This is a genomic window from Dyadobacter fermentans DSM 18053, assembly GCF_000023125.1.
GTDB lineage: Bacteria > Bacteroidota > Bacteroidia > Cytophagales > Spirosomataceae > Dyadobacter > Dyadobacter fermentans.
In genome coordinates, this window is the sequence record NC_013037.1 from 3,047,966 (window position 1) to 3,064,281 (window position 16,316).

General features: G+C 52.0%; 12 protein-coding genes. 10 read left to right on the forward strand and 2 right to left on the reverse strand.

Annotation, left to right across the window (positions count from 1 at the left end; all coding sequences use genetic code 11):
* Positions 1 to 8: 8 nt before the first annotated feature.
* Entirely contained in the window at positions 9 to 4,253 is a 4,245-nt protein-coding gene (locus DFER_RS12225; RefSeq protein ID WP_015811945.1) for a T9SS type A sorting domain-containing protein, read from the forward strand.
* Positions 4,254 to 4,325: 72 nt separating this feature from the next.
* Here DFER_RS12225 and DFER_RS12230 read toward each other — a convergent pair whose 3' ends face one another.
* Positions 4,326 to 4,583 carry a DUF4834 family protein gene (locus DFER_RS12230; protein ID WP_015811946.1) on the reverse strand — a complete coding sequence of 86 codons (258 nt, stop codon included), beginning with the start codon at positions 4,581 to 4,583 and terminating at the stop codon, positions 4,326 to 4,328.
* 124 nt (positions 4,584 to 4,707) lie between these two features.
* On the reverse strand, positions 4,708 to 5,850 hold the full coding sequence (bshA, locus tag DFER_RS12235) for an N-acetyl-alpha-D-glucosaminyl L-malate synthase BshA (protein WP_015811947.1): 1,143 nt from the start codon (positions 5,848 to 5,850) through the stop codon (positions 4,708 to 4,710).
* Between the two features lie 181 nt (positions 5,851 to 6,031).
* Here bshA and DFER_RS12240 point away from each other — a divergent pair, with 181 nt between their 5' ends.
* The 9 genes from DFER_RS12240 (at position 6,032) to DFER_RS12280 (ending at position 16,082) form a co-directional block, all read left to right on the forward strand.
* Positions 6,032 to 6,913 carry a geranylgeranylglycerol-phosphate geranylgeranyltransferase gene (locus tag DFER_RS12240; protein ID WP_015811948.1) on the forward strand — a complete coding sequence of 294 codons (882 nt, stop codon included), beginning with the start codon at positions 6,032 to 6,034 and terminating at the stop codon, positions 6,911 to 6,913.
* Between the two features lie 89 nt (positions 6,914 to 7,002).
* Positions 7,003 to 7,698: a TapB family protein gene (locus DFER_RS12245; protein WP_015811949.1), complete on the forward strand. Its 696-nt coding sequence runs from the start codon at positions 7,003 to 7,005 to the stop codon at positions 7,696 to 7,698.
* A gap of 133 nt (positions 7,699 to 7,831) precedes the next feature.
* Positions 7,832 to 8,401 (forward strand): phosphoribosylglycinamide formyltransferase, encoded by a 570-nt coding sequence (purN, locus tag DFER_RS12250; protein ID WP_015811950.1) that lies wholly within the window; start codon positions 7,832 to 7,834, stop codon positions 8,399 to 8,401.
* 3 nt (positions 8,402 to 8,404) lie between these two features.
* Positions 8,405 to 9,352, forward strand: coding sequence for a hypothetical protein (locus DFER_RS12255; protein ID WP_015811951.1), 948 nt, complete (start codon positions 8,405 to 8,407; stop codon positions 9,350 to 9,352).
* A gap of 24 nt (positions 9,353 to 9,376) precedes the next feature.
* Positions 9,377 to 10,426, forward strand: a complete 1,050-nt coding sequence (locus DFER_RS12260; RefSeq protein ID WP_015811952.1) for a hypothetical protein — start codon at positions 9,377 to 9,379, stop codon at positions 10,424 to 10,426.
* 210 nt (positions 10,427 to 10,636) lie between these two features.
* Positions 10,637 to 11,278 carry a porin family protein gene (locus DFER_RS12265; RefSeq protein ID WP_015811953.1) on the forward strand — a complete coding sequence of 214 codons (642 nt, stop codon included), beginning with the start codon at positions 10,637 to 10,639 and terminating at the stop codon, positions 11,276 to 11,278.
* A 105-nt stretch (positions 11,279 to 11,383) separates the two neighbouring features.
* Positions 11,384 to 12,781, forward strand: coding sequence for a glycosyltransferase family 39 protein (locus tag DFER_RS12270; protein ID WP_015811954.1), 1,398 nt, complete (start codon positions 11,384 to 11,386; stop codon positions 12,779 to 12,781).
* 122 nt (positions 12,782 to 12,903) lie between these two features.
* The gene (locus tag DFER_RS12275; RefSeq protein ID WP_041736406.1) at positions 12,904 to 14,241 is read left to right on the forward strand and encodes a DEAD/DEAH box helicase; all 1,338 of its coding nucleotides are present in this window, start codon (positions 12,904 to 12,906) and stop codon (positions 14,239 to 14,241) included.
* 50 nt (positions 14,242 to 14,291) lie between these two features.
* Positions 14,292 to 16,082 (forward strand): ABC transporter ATP-binding protein, encoded by a 1,791-nt coding sequence (locus DFER_RS12280; RefSeq protein WP_015811956.1) that lies wholly within the window; start codon positions 14,292 to 14,294, stop codon positions 16,080 to 16,082.
* The last annotated feature ends 234 nt before the right edge of the window (positions 16,083 to 16,316 follow it).

A 16,316-nucleotide genomic window follows, 5' to 3' on the forward strand; every position in this document is an offset into this window, starting at 1 on the left:
TCCCCTACATGTTTAAGTTTTACGCTTGCATTCTTGCAATGTGGCTCTGTGTTCATTTCGCCGCATTTGCACAATCCCCCACTATTGCCTTTAACAATGATTATTCATGGAACGCCTGCCTGAACACCACTTACCGGTACGGGGTCACAACCACCGGAGCATTCAATTCCGACAACCAGTTTTCGGTCCAGGTTCGGAAGACGGAGAATTCGGCATTTATTGCGGAATTACCGGCCACGCTCAGCAATGGTCGGCTGGAATTTGTGCTGAAAGATTCACTCGCCTATTCCAACATTGCCGTGCAGTTCAGAGCGATGGCATCATCCCCGAAAGTGCAGAGCGAATGGTCGAACAGCATTTTTATATATTCAAAAGGCCGCGTCACGCTGAGTTCCGGTAACGTCCGCGACACGATCAATGCATTCGACAGGGCTACGATCAATTTTGCCGGCATTGGTGCAGGCGATATCCGGGTAACATTGAGCGACAGCAGCAAATTCAATTTTTATGGTAACCCGGGCGGTTTCTCGTCGGATCAGACACTCATTGTGCCGGGGACGCATCCTGCGTACAGCATTGCCCACGCCGAAAACACTTGCGGCGCCATGCTGGTGAGCGGGCGTTATCAGCCGGTGATCAATGCGACTTCTATCAAAGCGGTTTCCGCTTCACCGACCCAGATTTGCGAGAATAGTGATGTGAAAGTAACATTTTCGACGCTTGGAACGCCATTTACGGCTCAAACGCGCTACCGACTGCGTTTTAGAGAAGCGTACCCGGCAGGCGCACCCAGAGTAGTTGAAGTTCCCGCCACGTTGCAGGGAAACTTGCTGGTAGCTACATTCCCCGACCGTTTGAAATTACCTAACGGACTGCAATTCAGCGTGCAGGTTGTTACGGACAATCCATCGACGGTGTCGTCGCCTGCGCCCTCAAACCTCGAAATATACCCGAAGACCGGTGCCAACTTCAACACGTCGAGCCAAACGGTGGACATTCATTCTCAAACCTATCTGAGTGTGAAGACCTATGGCCTGCCGCCTTTTACGGTAGAATTGAATGACGGCAGCATTGCGACGTCCAGCTACGGCAGCGACGTGTCCTTTTGGCTTAAACCGACGAAGGACCAGAATTACAGCATCAAAACCGTGACTTCCGGCTGCGGCCGGCTGGAAGTTACCGATCCGGAAATTGTACAGGTGAAGGTAAAGCCAGGCATTCGGTTTGCGGATGGCGTCCAGACCATTTGTGCAGCTCCCAATATGCGTGTAAAGTTCGTCAGCAGCGCGCAGCTCACCGACGCGACTCAATTTAAGATCGGGGTGAGTCCGGCGAATGGCAACAGGTACTTCGTAGACGCACGGCGATCGGGCGACTATCTTGAATTTTCACTGCCTTCCGGCCAGAATGGTTCTTATTACAACCAGTATCAGATCGTGACCACCAGTCCGAACTTCGAATCGAACTATACTTCCGATGTGGTGGTGCAAACGCAGCCGACCATACGCTACTACGTCAGCGGTTGGGGATCGACGACCCTGACCGTTCCTTCGCGCATTTCGCTCAGCTATTCGCTGGATGGCGGCGGCCCGTTTACGGTGGAAGAGGCTGACGGCACCATTAAAACCACTCCGTACACAAGCATGGACGGCCCCCAATTTTTTGTGAAAGAAACGACTGAGTACAAGGTCAAATCCGTGTCCAATGGTTGTTTCAAGAATAGCAATCCATCTGGTGTGACATTGACATTGCAGCCGGGCAGCGAAGCGGCCATTTATATTGAACCGCTCAAAACGGCCATCTGTAACAACGACAGCCTGGAAATCACGTTCGGTACAGTGGGTCAGTTCGGCGCGGGCAACAAATTCAGCATTCAAACCAACCAGCCGTGCTGCGACTTCAAGGCAATGAGAGTGGTGGAACAAGCGGGCAAATACAAGGTAAAAGTTGCATTAACGCAGATTTATTCTTCGGACGTCGAATTTCGCGTTGCGTCTTCTAATCCGGTGCTTTTCAGCAACATTGAGCGCGTGAGACTGAATGTACCTTTGAGCGATTTCTCACTTTCTCCGCAAACCCGGCCCGAAGAACCCCAGAGATATGTGATCACGCCAACGGGCGCGCAAATTTACCTGTCGGCCAACTCGCAGATCCACAGCATGGTTTACACGGATAATGGCGTGGAGAAAAATGTGGTTTTCGACCCGTATTCCAATTCCGTATTTACCACTCCAAAACCGGGCGAAGTAAATACTTACGTCGTCAAATCGGCTACCAATGCTTGCGGCACAGTCCCGGTGGATAAAACGACCTACATTCGTGCGATGCCCGGTTTTATCCAGTTTTCATCACTACAAGCCCATGTATACTGTACCGGCGCGCCGCTCGCGATTTCTTTCGGGATCACGGCCGGTGTGGAAACGCCCGATGCCACCTATTCGCTCGAAATCGCTCCGGCCAATACGCTGGATTTCAGAACGCTGGTAAGCGGACAAAAAAGCAAGCATTTTAGCACCACCGTACCGCAGGACCTGACGAACGGCTATTATAGCCTCCGCATTGTCTCGTCGGACGGGTCCATGTCCGACCCGCTGAATGTCCAGATTTCGACCCCGGCAACGGCTACGCTGACTGCGGAGAATGGACAGGGGAATCCGGTGAAAGTGGATGCCGGGCAAAGCCTATGGCTGCGTGTCCGGTCGGAAGGTGCCTCCCCGATTATTGCCATTTTCAGCAACAACACGCGTCACGAGTTATCCAGCGGCGAGCAGAGCATTTATGTATATCCATCAAAAAGTGAACAGTACAGCATCGCGTCGATCAGCAATGTATGCGGCTATGGCACTGCCAGCGGAAAAGTAGACGTTTCCGTGAACCCCAGGCTGACCGTGAATGCGTCGTCGGGCAGCGTTTGCGAAGGAGGCTCCATCGGCGTTAGTTATGAGCTGATGGGCGATGTGGATCTATCGAATGACTACCTGGTTTTTTCAATCAGGGATCAATCCAACAACAGCACAATCCGCCTCGATTCGACGCGTGCGCTTAAAGGAAACATCACTTTGAAACTGCCCAACTCATTGCCCGGCAGCTATTATGCCGTCGTTTGTTCAGTGGCTAAATACAACCTTTCGTCGAATGTGGGCGTAAGCGTTACGACAAAACCCAATGTGACGCTTTATGGCAGCACAACCATCAACAGCGGCGAAAGCACGCAGCTCGTGATCCGCGCCAACAAGTACAATACCGACATTCCGACCTTCACGCTCTCGGATGGAACAACCGGCAATATCTACACCGGCGTAGGCGCATTGAACTACGTGCGGGTTTCTCCAAGGCAAACGACGACCTACACCATTACCTCCATCAACAATGCGTGCGGCAACGGCCAGACGGCCGGGTCGGCGACCGTTGAAGTGAACCCGCCTTCGGCCCGCTCCGTGACGGTGACAGCGCTGACTTCCCAATCCGGATACAGCATGTGTACCGGCGATACCATTACCCTGGAATACAAAACCACCGGCACATTCTCTGCCGGGAACACATTTACGGCACAAATTTCGGACAGTACCGGCCGGAATTTCCGCAACATCCCGACATTGCCGGGAGCCAGAATCCAGGCCGTACTACCCGCCGACCTCGCGCCCAATGCACAATACCGCATTCGCCTCACGGCCTCTGACCCGAACACCGGGAGCGGCGCCTACGGATCGCCGGTGGTGGCTATGCAAAAGGCCAAAGCCCGATTTGCTTCCGAAACGGTGATTTTTGATGGCATCAATAATCCGAAGGTGACGGTGCTGCTGGAAGGCGGCGGTCCGTGGTTTTACCGCTTCGGGACGGATGCGTCGGTGATGAACCGCCAGTCCTATACCTCCACGGACGTGATCGAACTCTACCAGGCGTCGCCAAGTCAGTATTATCGCCTGTTCAGCGTGTCGAACGGCTGCGGCGCGGGTATTATCGAATCCCCGTCCACGGTGAAAGTGGAGGTCGTCACGGCAGCAGAGCCCAATGCACCTGCATTCCAGGTGAACGTCGCTCCAAACCCGGCCCAGGATATGCTCACCGTGAAATCCGGCAATAATGATGAAAAACGCATTCAGCTGATTTCCCAAACCGGCAACGCCGTACGCAACATTACCACGCGCCGCCAGGAAGAGCAAATGGACATCCGCAACCTTTCTCCCGGCATTTACGTGCTCCAAATCGAATCGAAAGGCAGGATGGCGACATTCAAAGTCATCAAACAATAAATTTACATTAACTGCCAAAACAAAGAAGCCCGGATCGCTCCGGGCTTCTTGCATTATACTGATTTCTGAAATTTATTTCACTTCCTCATAATCCACATACTCGCCGCCTTTGAACCTCGACGACTCGCTGCTGTCGGGCGGCGTGCTGTCCACCCGGATGCCCCCGGGCTTGGTGCGGGCGCGTTCGGCCTGCTGTTGGGCGCGGTATGCTTTTTCCTGCTGCTTGACCAGCTGCCTGCCCACCAGCAAGTGGAAAAGGAACCGCCGGAAAAACGGCACAAACGCGATCAGGAGCAGGAGTATGAATAATATATTAAATACCAGTTTCATCTTTCAACAATTTTTTACCTCTATCAATAACGTAAACCTAGCATAAATAACACACGAATATAAGTAAAACCTCATGAAAGACGAAACCGGGCAGTGAGCGGCGCCCTGCGGTTACCGGCGGTTGCTATGCCAGATCGACCGCCTTGCTGTTCTCCACCACGCGCTCGTAATAGGCTTCATAATGCGGTAGAATTTTGGCCACATCAAACTCCTTCGCTCTCGCCAGGGCATTGGCTTTGAAGGTCGGCAGGTTGGCATCGTCGAGGATATAGGCGGCGTGCTTCACCATGTCTTCCACATCACCCACGTCGCTCAGGAAGCCGGTTACGCCATGCACGTTCAGCTCAGGCAGTCCGCCGGCATTGGACGTGATAATGGGCACTTCGCAGGCCAATGCTTCGAGGGCCGCGAGGCCGAAGCTCTCCGATTCCGAAGGCATCAGGAACAGGTCGGCCACGGAAAGTACTTCTTCGATAGCATCCAGCTTACCGAGGAAACGGACGTCCGACAGCATATCCAGGTCCTTGCACAGGCGCTCGATGCGCATACGATCGGGGCCGTCGCCTACGAGGAGCAGTTTGCTCGGCAGGAGCGTGCGCAGCTTTTCGAAGATCATGATCACGTCGTCGATCCGCTTTACTTTCCTGAAATTGGAGGTATGGACAATAAGCTTTTCGTTGTTGGGACAGATGGCAAGTTTGAAATGGTCTTTCTTTTGCCGGTTGAACCGGTCGAGATCGATAAAGTTGGGGATTACCTCAATGTCCTTGGTGATCTTGAAATGATCGTAGGTATCTTTTTTAAGTGATTCGGAAACAGTGGTAATGCCGTCCGATTGATTAATACTGAATGTAACCACCGGCTCGTAAGAAGGGTCTTTTCCGACCAGCGTGATGTCCGTTCCGTGCAGCGTCGTAATCACCGGGATATGAATGCCCTGTGCGGCTAAGATCTGTTTGGCGAGGTACGCCGACGATGCGTGCGGGATCGCGTAATGTACGTGGAGTAAATCGAGGCCCGCATTGGCTACCACATGCACCATTTCGCTCGAAAGCGCCGACTCGTAAGGCGGGTACTGGAACAACGGATAGGCAGGTATATTTACTTCATGATAATAGAGGTTCTCATTAAAAAAATCCAGCCGTTGGGGCTGGGAATAGGTAATGAAATGAACCTGGTGGCCGGCTTTCGCAAGCGCTTTTCCAAGCTCGGTAGCTACCACACCGCTTCCTCCGAAGGTAGGATAGCATACGATACCAATTTTCATAATAGGTCAGCAAATGGTTGAATGTCCGGGATGAACAACCGTCCGGATAACGGTTTGAAATAGCTAACAATAAATGCACGTTTTTTATCCCACAAATGGATAAAGAAGTGAAGAATTGTCGTTAATGGGATAAAATGAATAATTTTATTGCCTAAACCTTCTTTTTCCAGGTTCAAACTTCATGAATGTGTCGGCCAGACCCAAGATCACAACGTGGGATTATGTCACCGGGAGTGCGCGTCTTGTGCGCATGACCAACCTGATCATTGTGGTCCTGACGCAATACCTCACCCGCATTCTCCTCATTGGCCCAAGGCATGAATGGAAGTCGATCGTTTCCGACCCGGACATGTTTGTCCTTTCGCTCTCGACGGTGTGCATTGCCGCTGCCGGTTACATTATAAACGATTATTTCGATGTCAAGATCGACATCGTGAACAAGCCCGAACGCGTGGTGGTGGGGCGCTACCTAAAACGCCGCTGGGCCATGGGGGCGCACCAGGTGCTCAATGTACTGGGCGCGGTGCTGGGGCTGGTGGTGAGTCCCTACATCTTCATTATCAACGTGTTTTCCATCACCCTGCTCTGGTTCTATTCCGAACGTTACAAGCGGCTGCCCTTCATCGGGAATTTCATCGTTTCGCTGCTTACCGGGCTTACCTTGCTGATACTCACGGTGCATTACCAGGAAAACAGGCATCTGGTGTTCATCTACGCCGTGTTCTCGTTCTTCATTTCGCTCATCCGCGAGGTGGTGAAGGATATGGAGGATATCCGCGGCGACGAAGCACACGGTTGCCGCACATTGCCGATCATCTGGGGCATCCGCCGCACCAAAACGTTCCTGTACTCGATGATCGTCATTTTTGTACTCACCCTTTTCGTGATGGCCCGGGCGCTGCAGAACAACCTGCTCACGCTGCTTTTCCTGCTCCTGCTGATCCCGATCGCCTGGCTCGCCCTGCGCCTCTACCAGGCCGACACCCGCCGCGATTTCAGGGAAATCAGCAGCCTTTGCAAGATCGTCATGCTCCTGGGGCTGATCACCATGATCTGGGCCTGAGATTCCCGTTAATTTAACACTTCCGGCCACTTACTTAACTGGTTGAAAGGTTATATTTGACTACCTCAAAAACTAATCGAGCTACGAATATGAAAAAGTTGATCCTATGGAGCATCGCATGCGTGATGATGCTCAGCCTGAGGGCGTTTGCCCAGCAATGTGCCGGCTATGACTTTAAAGAAGGAAGCGGGTTTGAGATGAACAACTTCGACGGCAAGGGCAAAGCCATTGGCAAGCTGATTTACAAAATCACCAAAGTAGCAGCGGAAGGCAGCAACACGGTGGTGACGATCGACATGGAGTCTTTCAGCAGTAAAGGTAAATCCGAATTCAAAAACACTTACCAGATGAAATGCGACGGCAATGTGCTGATCCTTGACGCCGCGTCGATGATCAGCCAGGAGCAGCTGAAATCGTTTCAGAATATGGAAATGAAATTTACCTACGACAATATCGAAATCCCTTCCAAGCTAGCCGCGGGCGATAAGTTAAAGGATGCGTCCGTCAAAGGTGAAGGGAAGTCGGGGCCGATGCCGGTGACTTTTAATATGGTGATCAAAAACCGTACGGTAGCCGGACAGGAAAAGCTAACGATCCCGGCCGGGAGCTATGACGTGTATAAAATCAATTCAGATATGGACATGGCCATGGTTATGGGCTTTCCGGTGAAGATGGAAATGCAAACGGTTTCCTACCGCGCGCCCGGCGTGGTGTGGGACCTGAAAACCGAAACTTACCGCAAAGGAAAACTGATGGGGTACAGCGAACTGGCCAAAATCTATTGATTTCGCGGAACGCAATATTAACATTTCCATAAAGAACGGCTTGCGATTCGTCAGCAAGCCGTTCTTTTGATAGCTTTGTCGGGGTATTTTTCAACGATATGCCTTATCTATCATATTTCAACTACGCTTAATAATGAAGAGAATTGCCATTTTTGCATCCGGCTCGGGGTCCAATGCCGAGAACATTTGTGAGTATTTCGCCCATCGCGAGGATGTGGACGTGTCGCTGATATTCACGAACAACCCCATGGCCGGAGTGATCAAAAGGGCGCTTAAATCGCAAATCCCCGTCGTTTTCTTCGACAGAAAAACCTTTTACCATACCGGCAAAATTCCGCAGATCCTGCAAAACGAAGGCATAGACCTGGTGGTGCTCGCCGGATTTATGATGCTCGTACCACCTGTGCTCGTAGAAGCATTCCCGAATAAAATGATCAACATTCATCCGGCATTGCTTCCGAAATACGGCGGAAAAGGCATGTACGGGCATTTCGTGCACGAGGCGGTTGTGAATGCCGGCGAAACCGAATCGGGCATCACGATCCATTATGTGAACGAGCATTACGACGAAGGAGACATCATTTTCCAGGCCAGCTGCGAGGTGACACCCGGCGACTCGCCCGACGACGTCGCACGCAAGGTACACACCCTCGAATACGCGCATTATCCGCGCGTGATCGACGAAATCCTGAACAGACAGTAACCCATGCTGTTTTTCCTGCTAGCGGTCATTTTCACGGTCATGCTCTACCTGATCATGCGCGCCTACCCGCGCTACCAGGTGGACTCGTTTCATGCAGTAGTGTTCAACTACTACTCCTGTGTGCTTACAGGACTTTTGCTAACGCCCGATCTAAACGTGTTCAGGCAGGTGGAATGGACTTCCGAGGGTACATTACTAACGATGGCGCTGGGCGCAATGTTTGTCACGGCGTTTATGCTAATCGGCCTCACAGCGCAGAAAGTGAGCGTAACGGCCACGTCGCTGGCAGGAAATATGTCGCTGGTGATTCCCGTGCTTTTCGGACTTTTTGTTTTTAAAAATAACAACAAAGACTTCACGGCGCTCAATTACCTAGGCCTGGTGCTGGCGCTGGTCGCCCTCGCATTAGGCGCGATCCAGCGAGCACCGAAAACCGCCGCGCCCCATGCAGGCCATCCCGGGCACGGGACAAATGCAAACCAGCCGTTGCAAGCGGCAAAGCAGGCATTGTGGATATTTCCGGTATTAACGTTCTTCGCGAGCGGGACCAACAACACACTGATCAATTTCCTGTCTTCGAAGTATTATCCCGCCGGACAAATCACCGTTTTCATGATCATCGCGTGCTTCGGGGCGGTGGTGATCGGCACCTCCATCCTCGTTTACCGGATCATTGCGCATGGCCACAGCCTGAAATTCAGGAGCGTGGTCGGCGGCTTGCTGCTGGGCGTGCCTAACTTTTTGTCGCTCTATTTCCTGTTGCGCGCGCTGGCGGCATTCGGAAACAGCGCAGCTTATGTTTTTCCGATTTACAATATCCTCACCATGCTCGTTTCGGCGCTCGCGGCCTGGCTGCTGTACAAAGAGCGTTTGAATGCCTTAAATAAGTGGGGCCTCGTGCTTGCCGTGATCGCCATTGTGCTGATTTCCTACCAGGAATTGAACCTGTGACGCCGCGGCCGCGTATAGAATATCATGACAGACACCGCCATACTGCATATCCCCGGGCAGGACAAACCGCTCAACAAAAAGCAAAAAGAGTTCAATCTGCTCTCCGAAACGATCGAAGCCCTCGACCGTCAGATTGCCGAATTGAAACACGCCTACGACGAAATGCTGCGGCGGATGCCGGCTGAGCTCGATCCGCTTGTGCGCGAATACCAGGGTATCCGCGCCGATATCGTGAACCTTTGGGACCGTGCCTACGAGGCGGAGCATTTCAGGAACGCATATCAAACGAAGCTGTCCTACCTGATCACCGAAAATGCATACGATCTGATCAAGAATCATGGCTTAACCGACCTGAAAGCGGTTTTCAACAAATACAGCGTCGTGCCCGCCGATGTGCTGCTGGAAGAAGAGCGCCGGCGTGAACAAGTGCGGATTAATGACCCGGCCTTTTTGCTCGAAAGCGAAAATGAGCCGGCGCCGGATGTGGCATTCCACGAACTTTCCAAAGCCGAACAGGAGCGGATCAAAGCCGCACGCCGCGAGCAACGCATGGACGAGCGCATCCGCGAGGCGCAGCAGGCCAAAACGACCAAATCGGTGCGCAGCGTGTACATGGAACTGGTCAAAACATTCCATCCCGACCTGGAAACGGACGACGCCGAAAAGCAGCGCAAAACCGAAACTATGCAGCGCATCACCAAGGCCTATCAGGACAACAACCTCCTGGCGCTGCTGAAACTTCAGATGGAACTCGAACAGATCGACCTGAGCGGCCTCGAAAATATCGACAAAAACCAGCTCAGCTACTATAACAAGATCCTCAGACAGCAAATCGCGGAGCTGGACCAGGAGAAAATTCTGGTACAACAGCAAATCGCCGCGGCCTGCGGACTACCCTACCAGCATGCCAACTCGATGGTGACGGTCATTGCCCGCTTCAACACGAATATCAATGAATTAAAAGCCGAGATTAAAAATATCAGAAAGGTATATGCGAATTGGCTGGTGCCGTCGCAGCTCAAAGCCTACCTCAAACCTTTCCAAATCCCCGAGCAGCCGGACGATCATGCGTAACATTAACGCGTAATAGCCCCGTACTTGCGGGAAACGTATACAATGCGTAGAGGTTTTTCCACGAATTTCATCGCAAATTTAAATATGATTATATAAATATCGGTCGCAACGATGCTAACGCTAAGCTGCTTACACCGAAAAGTGCGCTGAATGCGCTATTGGCATATAATTTATGTTTGTAGACAGCAACGCACCCAAACTCATATTTACATGAAAAATTGTATTTTTTTGCTGCTCGCGATCGCTTTTTGTAGCTTGCGGGCACAAGCGCAGGAGAACGTTTCCATAGGCCCCATCGCCGGAGTTTCCATTGCCAACTTCCGCGGGGATATTACCAACACTGACTGGAAACCCGGATTGACCATAGGCGGCTTCTACAATTACAGCTCCGAATCGGGCTTTGGTTTCAGCGGCCAGCTGCTCTTCACCCAACTTGGCGCGCAGATCAATAACAAAACCAACGAGATTAACCTAAACTACATCCAGGCCCCATTGCTGGCCACTTTCTTCTTCGGACGCTATGGCGATCGTGTCCGTCCCAAAATTTTCCTCGGCCCGAACCTGAACTTCCTGGTTGGCGCGAGAGATAAAAACGGGAACAATATCAACGGCGATTCCAACAACCGCGTTTACAGCCCGTTCGACCTCGGCCTCACATTCGGTGGAGGATTGAATTACCGCCTGCAAGAGAAAATCTGGCTGAATTTCGACGCACGATATGGCGTGGGCCTGCTGGACGTGACGCGGGTTGACAATTCGAACATTAAAAATAACAACTGGGGTATCAACGTGGGACTGAGCTTCCCGTTGGGTACTTACAACAAAAATACCGGAAGATTACGTACGCGCTGACACACTATAAATGCTGACACACTATTACTCTTGAACAGAAGGGCATCCAACTTTGAATGCCCTTCTTTATTTTTGCATCCGGTAGGTTAAAAACGCACACTGCCTATGCTTCAAAAGGATTTGTTGAAAATTACTAAATGGGCTTTTGCAGCTGCCGTGCTGATCTGGATGATTGGCTGGCTGATGCTCATTCCCGAGGACTTATCGGCCCAGATCGCCGCCGTGGCTGCCGAAGCCGTAAAAACCGGGCGTTTATCGGAAGATACCGGCATTTCGGCGCCGGTTCTCTGGTTATCGGTCGAGGCAATGAAGCTATTCGGGATCAACCAGCTCTCACTGCATATTCCGGGCTTCCTGGCCGTTCTTTTCGGCCTGTTCTGCACCTACCGCCTTGGCAGAGTCCTTTATGGGCCCGAATCCGCCGTCCTTTCGGTGCTCGTACTCACTACCGCGCAGGCGACCTTCGTGGTCAACAATGAGCTGGGCGATGCCGCGTACCTTGCCGCTTGCTATGCATTCATCATGTGGCAAATCAACAGCTACCTGAAAGATAAACGGATCCATAATCTCCTTTTTTCGCTCGCCGGGGTAGTCGGATTGACTTTCCTGAAAAGCACATTTCCGTATGAAGTGCACCAGTGGCCAAGCGACCCGCTGCTTACGCTGGTGGTTACGTTCTCGCCATGGACGATTTTCCTTATCCTCGGGCTCATCGAACTCGTTCAGCGGGTCATTGTGCCGGAGCACGACGAAACCTCCAAGAAAGCGCTGGTTTGCCTGCTGTCCGTTACCATGCCCTTTATTTTTGCCTACGTCAACCCGTTCCGGACGACGATGGACGTGTACATGGCCTATCCCGTGGCTGCGGTGGTAACGGGCGGGTTCATTATCGGGCGGCTCAAAAGCGATCCTGAGAGCTTCTCGGGCCTGCTCGCCTATGTGCATGCCGTGGCGGCGTATGCGGCGCTGGCGTTGCTCTTTTGCCTCGTCTGGTTCACATTCCCGGCCGATAATTATTATGGATTGATCCATTTTATGGCGCTATTAAGCGTGCTCACCTGGCTGATTTTCTTTTTGCGGGTGCGGAACAAGCTTATCGTCGGCTGCGTCGTGTTCGCGATCGGGGCCAACCTCGTGCTCACCACTTATTTTTATCCCAACATTTACGAGTACCAGGCCCCGGCAAAGCTGGGCATCCTCGCGAGGGCCAAAGGTGTGCCGCAAAACCGGCTGTTCAGTTACCAGGCGGGCGCTCCGTACAGTTTGCGTTTCTATTCCGGTGTTCAGGTGATGGAGGTGAATGATTTTGGAAAACTGGTGGGTATGAAAAACTGCTTCGTTTATACCCATCAGCATCTTTTGGGCGAGTTCAGGGCCATCCGGCCGGACCTGGAAATCGTCGGAAGCTGTGAAGAATATCCCCGCCGCATCCTCGATTTCCGCTTCCTCGATCCCAATAAACGGGCCGCGTACGTCACTTCAAAAGTGCTCATCAAACTCTGAATCTAGCCGCATTCGGCATAGCTGCTGCATTCCTCAGTCAGCAACCGAGCAGATAAAACGGTTCGGGTAATGCGTGCAAGGGTGTTTAGCCGTACCTTTGTAGTCTTTTACAAGAATGCATGATGACTTTTGAAGATTTAAATCTCACAAAACCGCTCCTGAAAGCACTTTCCGAAGCGGGATATACCACGCCGACGCCCATTCAGCACAAAGTTTTTTCGGTTATGATGTCCGGGAAAGACGTGTGCGGCATTGCGCAGACGGGCACAGGAAAAACATTTGCCTACCTGCTGCCTACCCTCCGCCAGATCGAGTACGCGAAAGACAGGCTGCCGCAGTTGCTGGTTCTCGTGCCTACGCGCGAGCTCGTGGTGCAGGTGGTGGAGGAAGTGCGCAAACTTGCCGCATACACTACCCTGCAGGTGGTGGGCGTTTACGGCGGGGGCAATATCAAGGTTCAGATGGCCGAACTGCACGAGGGGGCGGATGTGGTGGTGGCCACGCCGGGCCGGCTGTTCGACCTGGCGATGAATGGCTCGCTGAAAACCAAGTCAGTCAAAAAACTGGTGATTGATGAAGTGGATGAAATGCTGAACCTCGGCTTTCGCACCCAACTGAAAAACATCCTCGACCTGCTCCCCCAGCGGCGCCAAAACCTGCTCTTCTCGGCCACCATTACCCAGGAAGTGGAGGCGCTGATGAAGGCGTATTTCAATGATCCAGTCCGCATTGAGGCCGCACCGGTGGGCACGCCGCTGGATAATATCGAGCAGCAGGCCTATTATGTCCCCAATTTTTACACGAAAGTAAACCTGCTCGACAAGCTGCTCGAACAACACGAGGAGATGAACAAGGTGTTGATTTTTGTGGCGACCAAAAAGCTGGCGGACCAGCTGTACGGCCAGCTGGAACTGGGTTACCTCGACAGGATCGGCGTGATCCATTCCAATAAAGACCAGAACCACCGTTTCAACACGATCAGGCAGTTTCACGCAGGAAATTACCGCCTGCTCATCGCTACCGACATTATCGCACGCGGGCTCGACGTCGCCGAAGTGTCGCACGTGTTCAACTTCGACATTCCGGAAATCCCTGAAAACTACATTCACCGCATTGGCCGCACCGGCCGCGCCGATCGCAAGGGCATAGCGATCTCCTTCATTTCTGAACGTGAGAAGCCGTTCCAGGAGCAGATCGAAGCGTTGATGGATTTTGAAATACCCGTTTTACCATTACCCGAGGATTTGAAGATCTCGGAAGTGCTTACACCCGACGAGGAGCCGAAAATTTTCATGAAAAACATCGAACTGAAACGTCCCAAACGCGAGGATGTAGGGGCGGCATTTCATGAAAAGAAAGCTAAGAATCAGAAGGTTAATGTCCGTCGTGATCATGCGAAGGAAAAAATGGCCAAATACGGGCGGCCTATCAAACGCTCGGGCAAGAAACCCAAGAAATAGTGAGGAGCCGGATATTCAAATCATTTTGCAGGATTTCGTGTTGAACCTGCATGAATATCTGGCAAATCTTTCAAAGGCTCCGCCCGTTCATTAAGCCTTACCACCGGCAAATCGCATTTGCATTATTCCTTACCTTACTAGGCGCCGTTACCGCCCAGGTAAACCCCTGGGTGCTCCGCTACACGGTGGACACCGTTCAGTCGATGCTCGACAAGCAATGGAGTTTGCTGCAAGGCAAAGAGCTTCTGCTGCGCATTACAGCCATTCTTTTTATCAAGGAAATCGTGAACTCGCTCATCGTGTTCGGGCAGCGGTATTTCGGCGAAAAGATCCGCATTAAGGTTTCCAGTGAATTGTCCCACAATGCCGTCAACCGCATCCTGACCTACAATCTCGCGTTTTTCAGCGATAACGACAATCAGAAAGGCAAGCTGCAAACGCGTATCGACCGCGGCGTGGAAAGCCTCACAAAGTTGATCCAGAATTTTTTCATCGACATTCTTCCGCTGTTTGCCAATGCAATGGTGGCGCTGGGACTGATGTTTTCGGCCAATTTCTACGTCGGCTGCATTGCGCTGGCCATTCTGCCGGTTTACTTCTGGGTGAGTTACAGGCAGGCGGGCGAGTTGCAGGGTGTTCGCCGCAAACTGAAACGGCAGCGTGAAAACAAAAGCAACGGGCTGATCAGTCTCATCGAGTCGGTGATCGTGATCAAGTCCTTTGTCCGCGAGAAACAGGAAGGCGAAAAACAATACGGCCTTCAAATGGAATTGATGGATTCGCAGCTGAAAACGCGTAAAACCAATTTCACTTACGACGGAATTAAAAGCTTCATCGAACAGATCGGCGTCGTGCTGATCATCATCCTGACCGCCTACCTCGTGCTCGACCGCCAGATGTCCATCGGCGCGATCATGTTCCATATCCTGCTGTTCAACAACGTATCCGCACCCATCCGGCAGCTGCACCGCATTTACGATGAGATGAACGATGCCCTTACCTATTCGGAGGGTTTCTTTGATATCCTCGATGCAAACGAGTCGGTAGAAAAAAGCGGGAACACCAATTCCGGCCGGTTCCGCGGCGATTACCAGCTCCGGAATGTTTCTTTCGCATATCCCAACGGCACCAGGGCGCTGTCCGGCATTAATATGGATATCAAAGCCGGACAAACCACCGCACTCGTGGGGCTATCGGGAGCCGGGAAAAGTACGCTTATCAATCTTCTGGTAGGATTTTACGCACAGGATTCGGGAGAGATCATGCTCGATGGCAAGCCGCTGAAATCCTACGATCTGTCGTCGTTGCGCAATGCGATCGGAATGGTTTTGCAAAAGAATCACATTTTCAAAGGATCGATCGCCGAGAACATCCGATACGGCAAGCCCGATGCCAGCTGGGATGAAATGATCGCGGCTTCCCAAAGCGCTTACCTGCACGAACAGATCATGGAATTGCCTGCCGGCTACGAAACGGACGCGCAAATGCTTTCCGGCGGCCAGCAGCAGCGCATTGCCATTGCGCGCCTGTTCCTCAAAAATCCGCCCATTATCTTCCTCGACGAACCCACTGCCAGCCTCGACGCCATAGCCACCGAGCAAATCAAAAACAGCCTCGATGCAATCAAAAAGAACCGGACGGTGGTGATCATTTCGCACAGCCTCGCGCAGATCCTCGATTCAGATCATATTTATGTGATGAAAAAAGGGCAGATCGCCGAATCGGGGCGGCATGAAGAATTGTATGAGAAAAATGGCGTTTACAGGCAAATTTTCGATGCTTCCGCCCGGAGTTTGAACCTTGGAAAAATGCTCGAAACCATGAGCCGCGACCAGGATTAAAAAAAAGTTAAAAAAATTTTCGGTCCGCTGATCTAAAGTCCCTTCCGCAACGTATGTCGATTCGTGGTGACGAACGACTCATCCGAACCGCCGGGCAATGGCCCCGTGCGATAAGGATTTCAAGATAACAACTAATTATTGTGGAGGGTAAGGTAATACATAGAGAGGGCGGCATATGCCGCCCTCTCTTTTTTGCATAAAAAAACTCCCGGACGCGCGCCCGGGAGTGTGATA

Coding starts and splice junctions, on each gene's coding strand:
- bshA (WP_015811947.1), bottom strand. CDS start 5,850: ATGAAAATTGGTATCGTATGCTATCCTACCTTCGGAGGAAGCGGTGTG.
- DFER_RS12240 (WP_015811948.1), top strand. CDS start 6,032: ATGAATGTGTCGGCCAGACCCAAGATCACAACGTGGGATTATGTCACC.
- DFER_RS12265 (WP_015811953.1), top strand. CDS start 10,637: ATGAAAAATTGTATTTTTTTGCTGCTCGCGATCGCTTTTTGTAGCTTG.
- DFER_RS12225 (WP_015811945.1), top strand. CDS start 9: ATGTTTAAGTTTTACGCTTGCATTCTTGCAATGTGGCTCTGTGTTCAT.
- DFER_RS12245 (WP_015811949.1), top strand. CDS start 7,003: ATGAAAAAGTTGATCCTATGGAGCATCGCATGCGTGATGATGCTCAGC.
- DFER_RS12280 (WP_015811956.1), top strand. CDS start 14,292: ATGAATATCTGGCAAATCTTTCAAAGGCTCCGCCCGTTCATTAAGCCT.
- purN (WP_015811950.1), top strand. CDS start 7,832: ATGAAGAGAATTGCCATTTTTGCATCCGGCTCGGGGTCCAATGCCGAG.
- DFER_RS12255 (WP_015811951.1), top strand. CDS start 8,405: ATGCTGTTTTTCCTGCTAGCGGTCATTTTCACGGTCATGCTCTACCTG.
- DFER_RS12230 (WP_015811946.1), bottom strand. CDS start 4,583: ATGAAACTGGTATTTAATATATTATTCATACTCCTGCTCCTGATCGCG.
- DFER_RS12275 (WP_041736406.1), top strand. CDS start 12,904: ATGACTTTTGAAGATTTAAATCTCACAAAACCGCTCCTGAAAGCACTT.
- DFER_RS12260 (WP_015811952.1), top strand. CDS start 9,377: ATGACAGACACCGCCATACTGCATATCCCCGGGCAGGACAAACCGCTC.
- DFER_RS12270 (WP_015811954.1), top strand. CDS start 11,384: ATGCTTCAAAAGGATTTGTTGAAAATTACTAAATGGGCTTTTGCAGCT.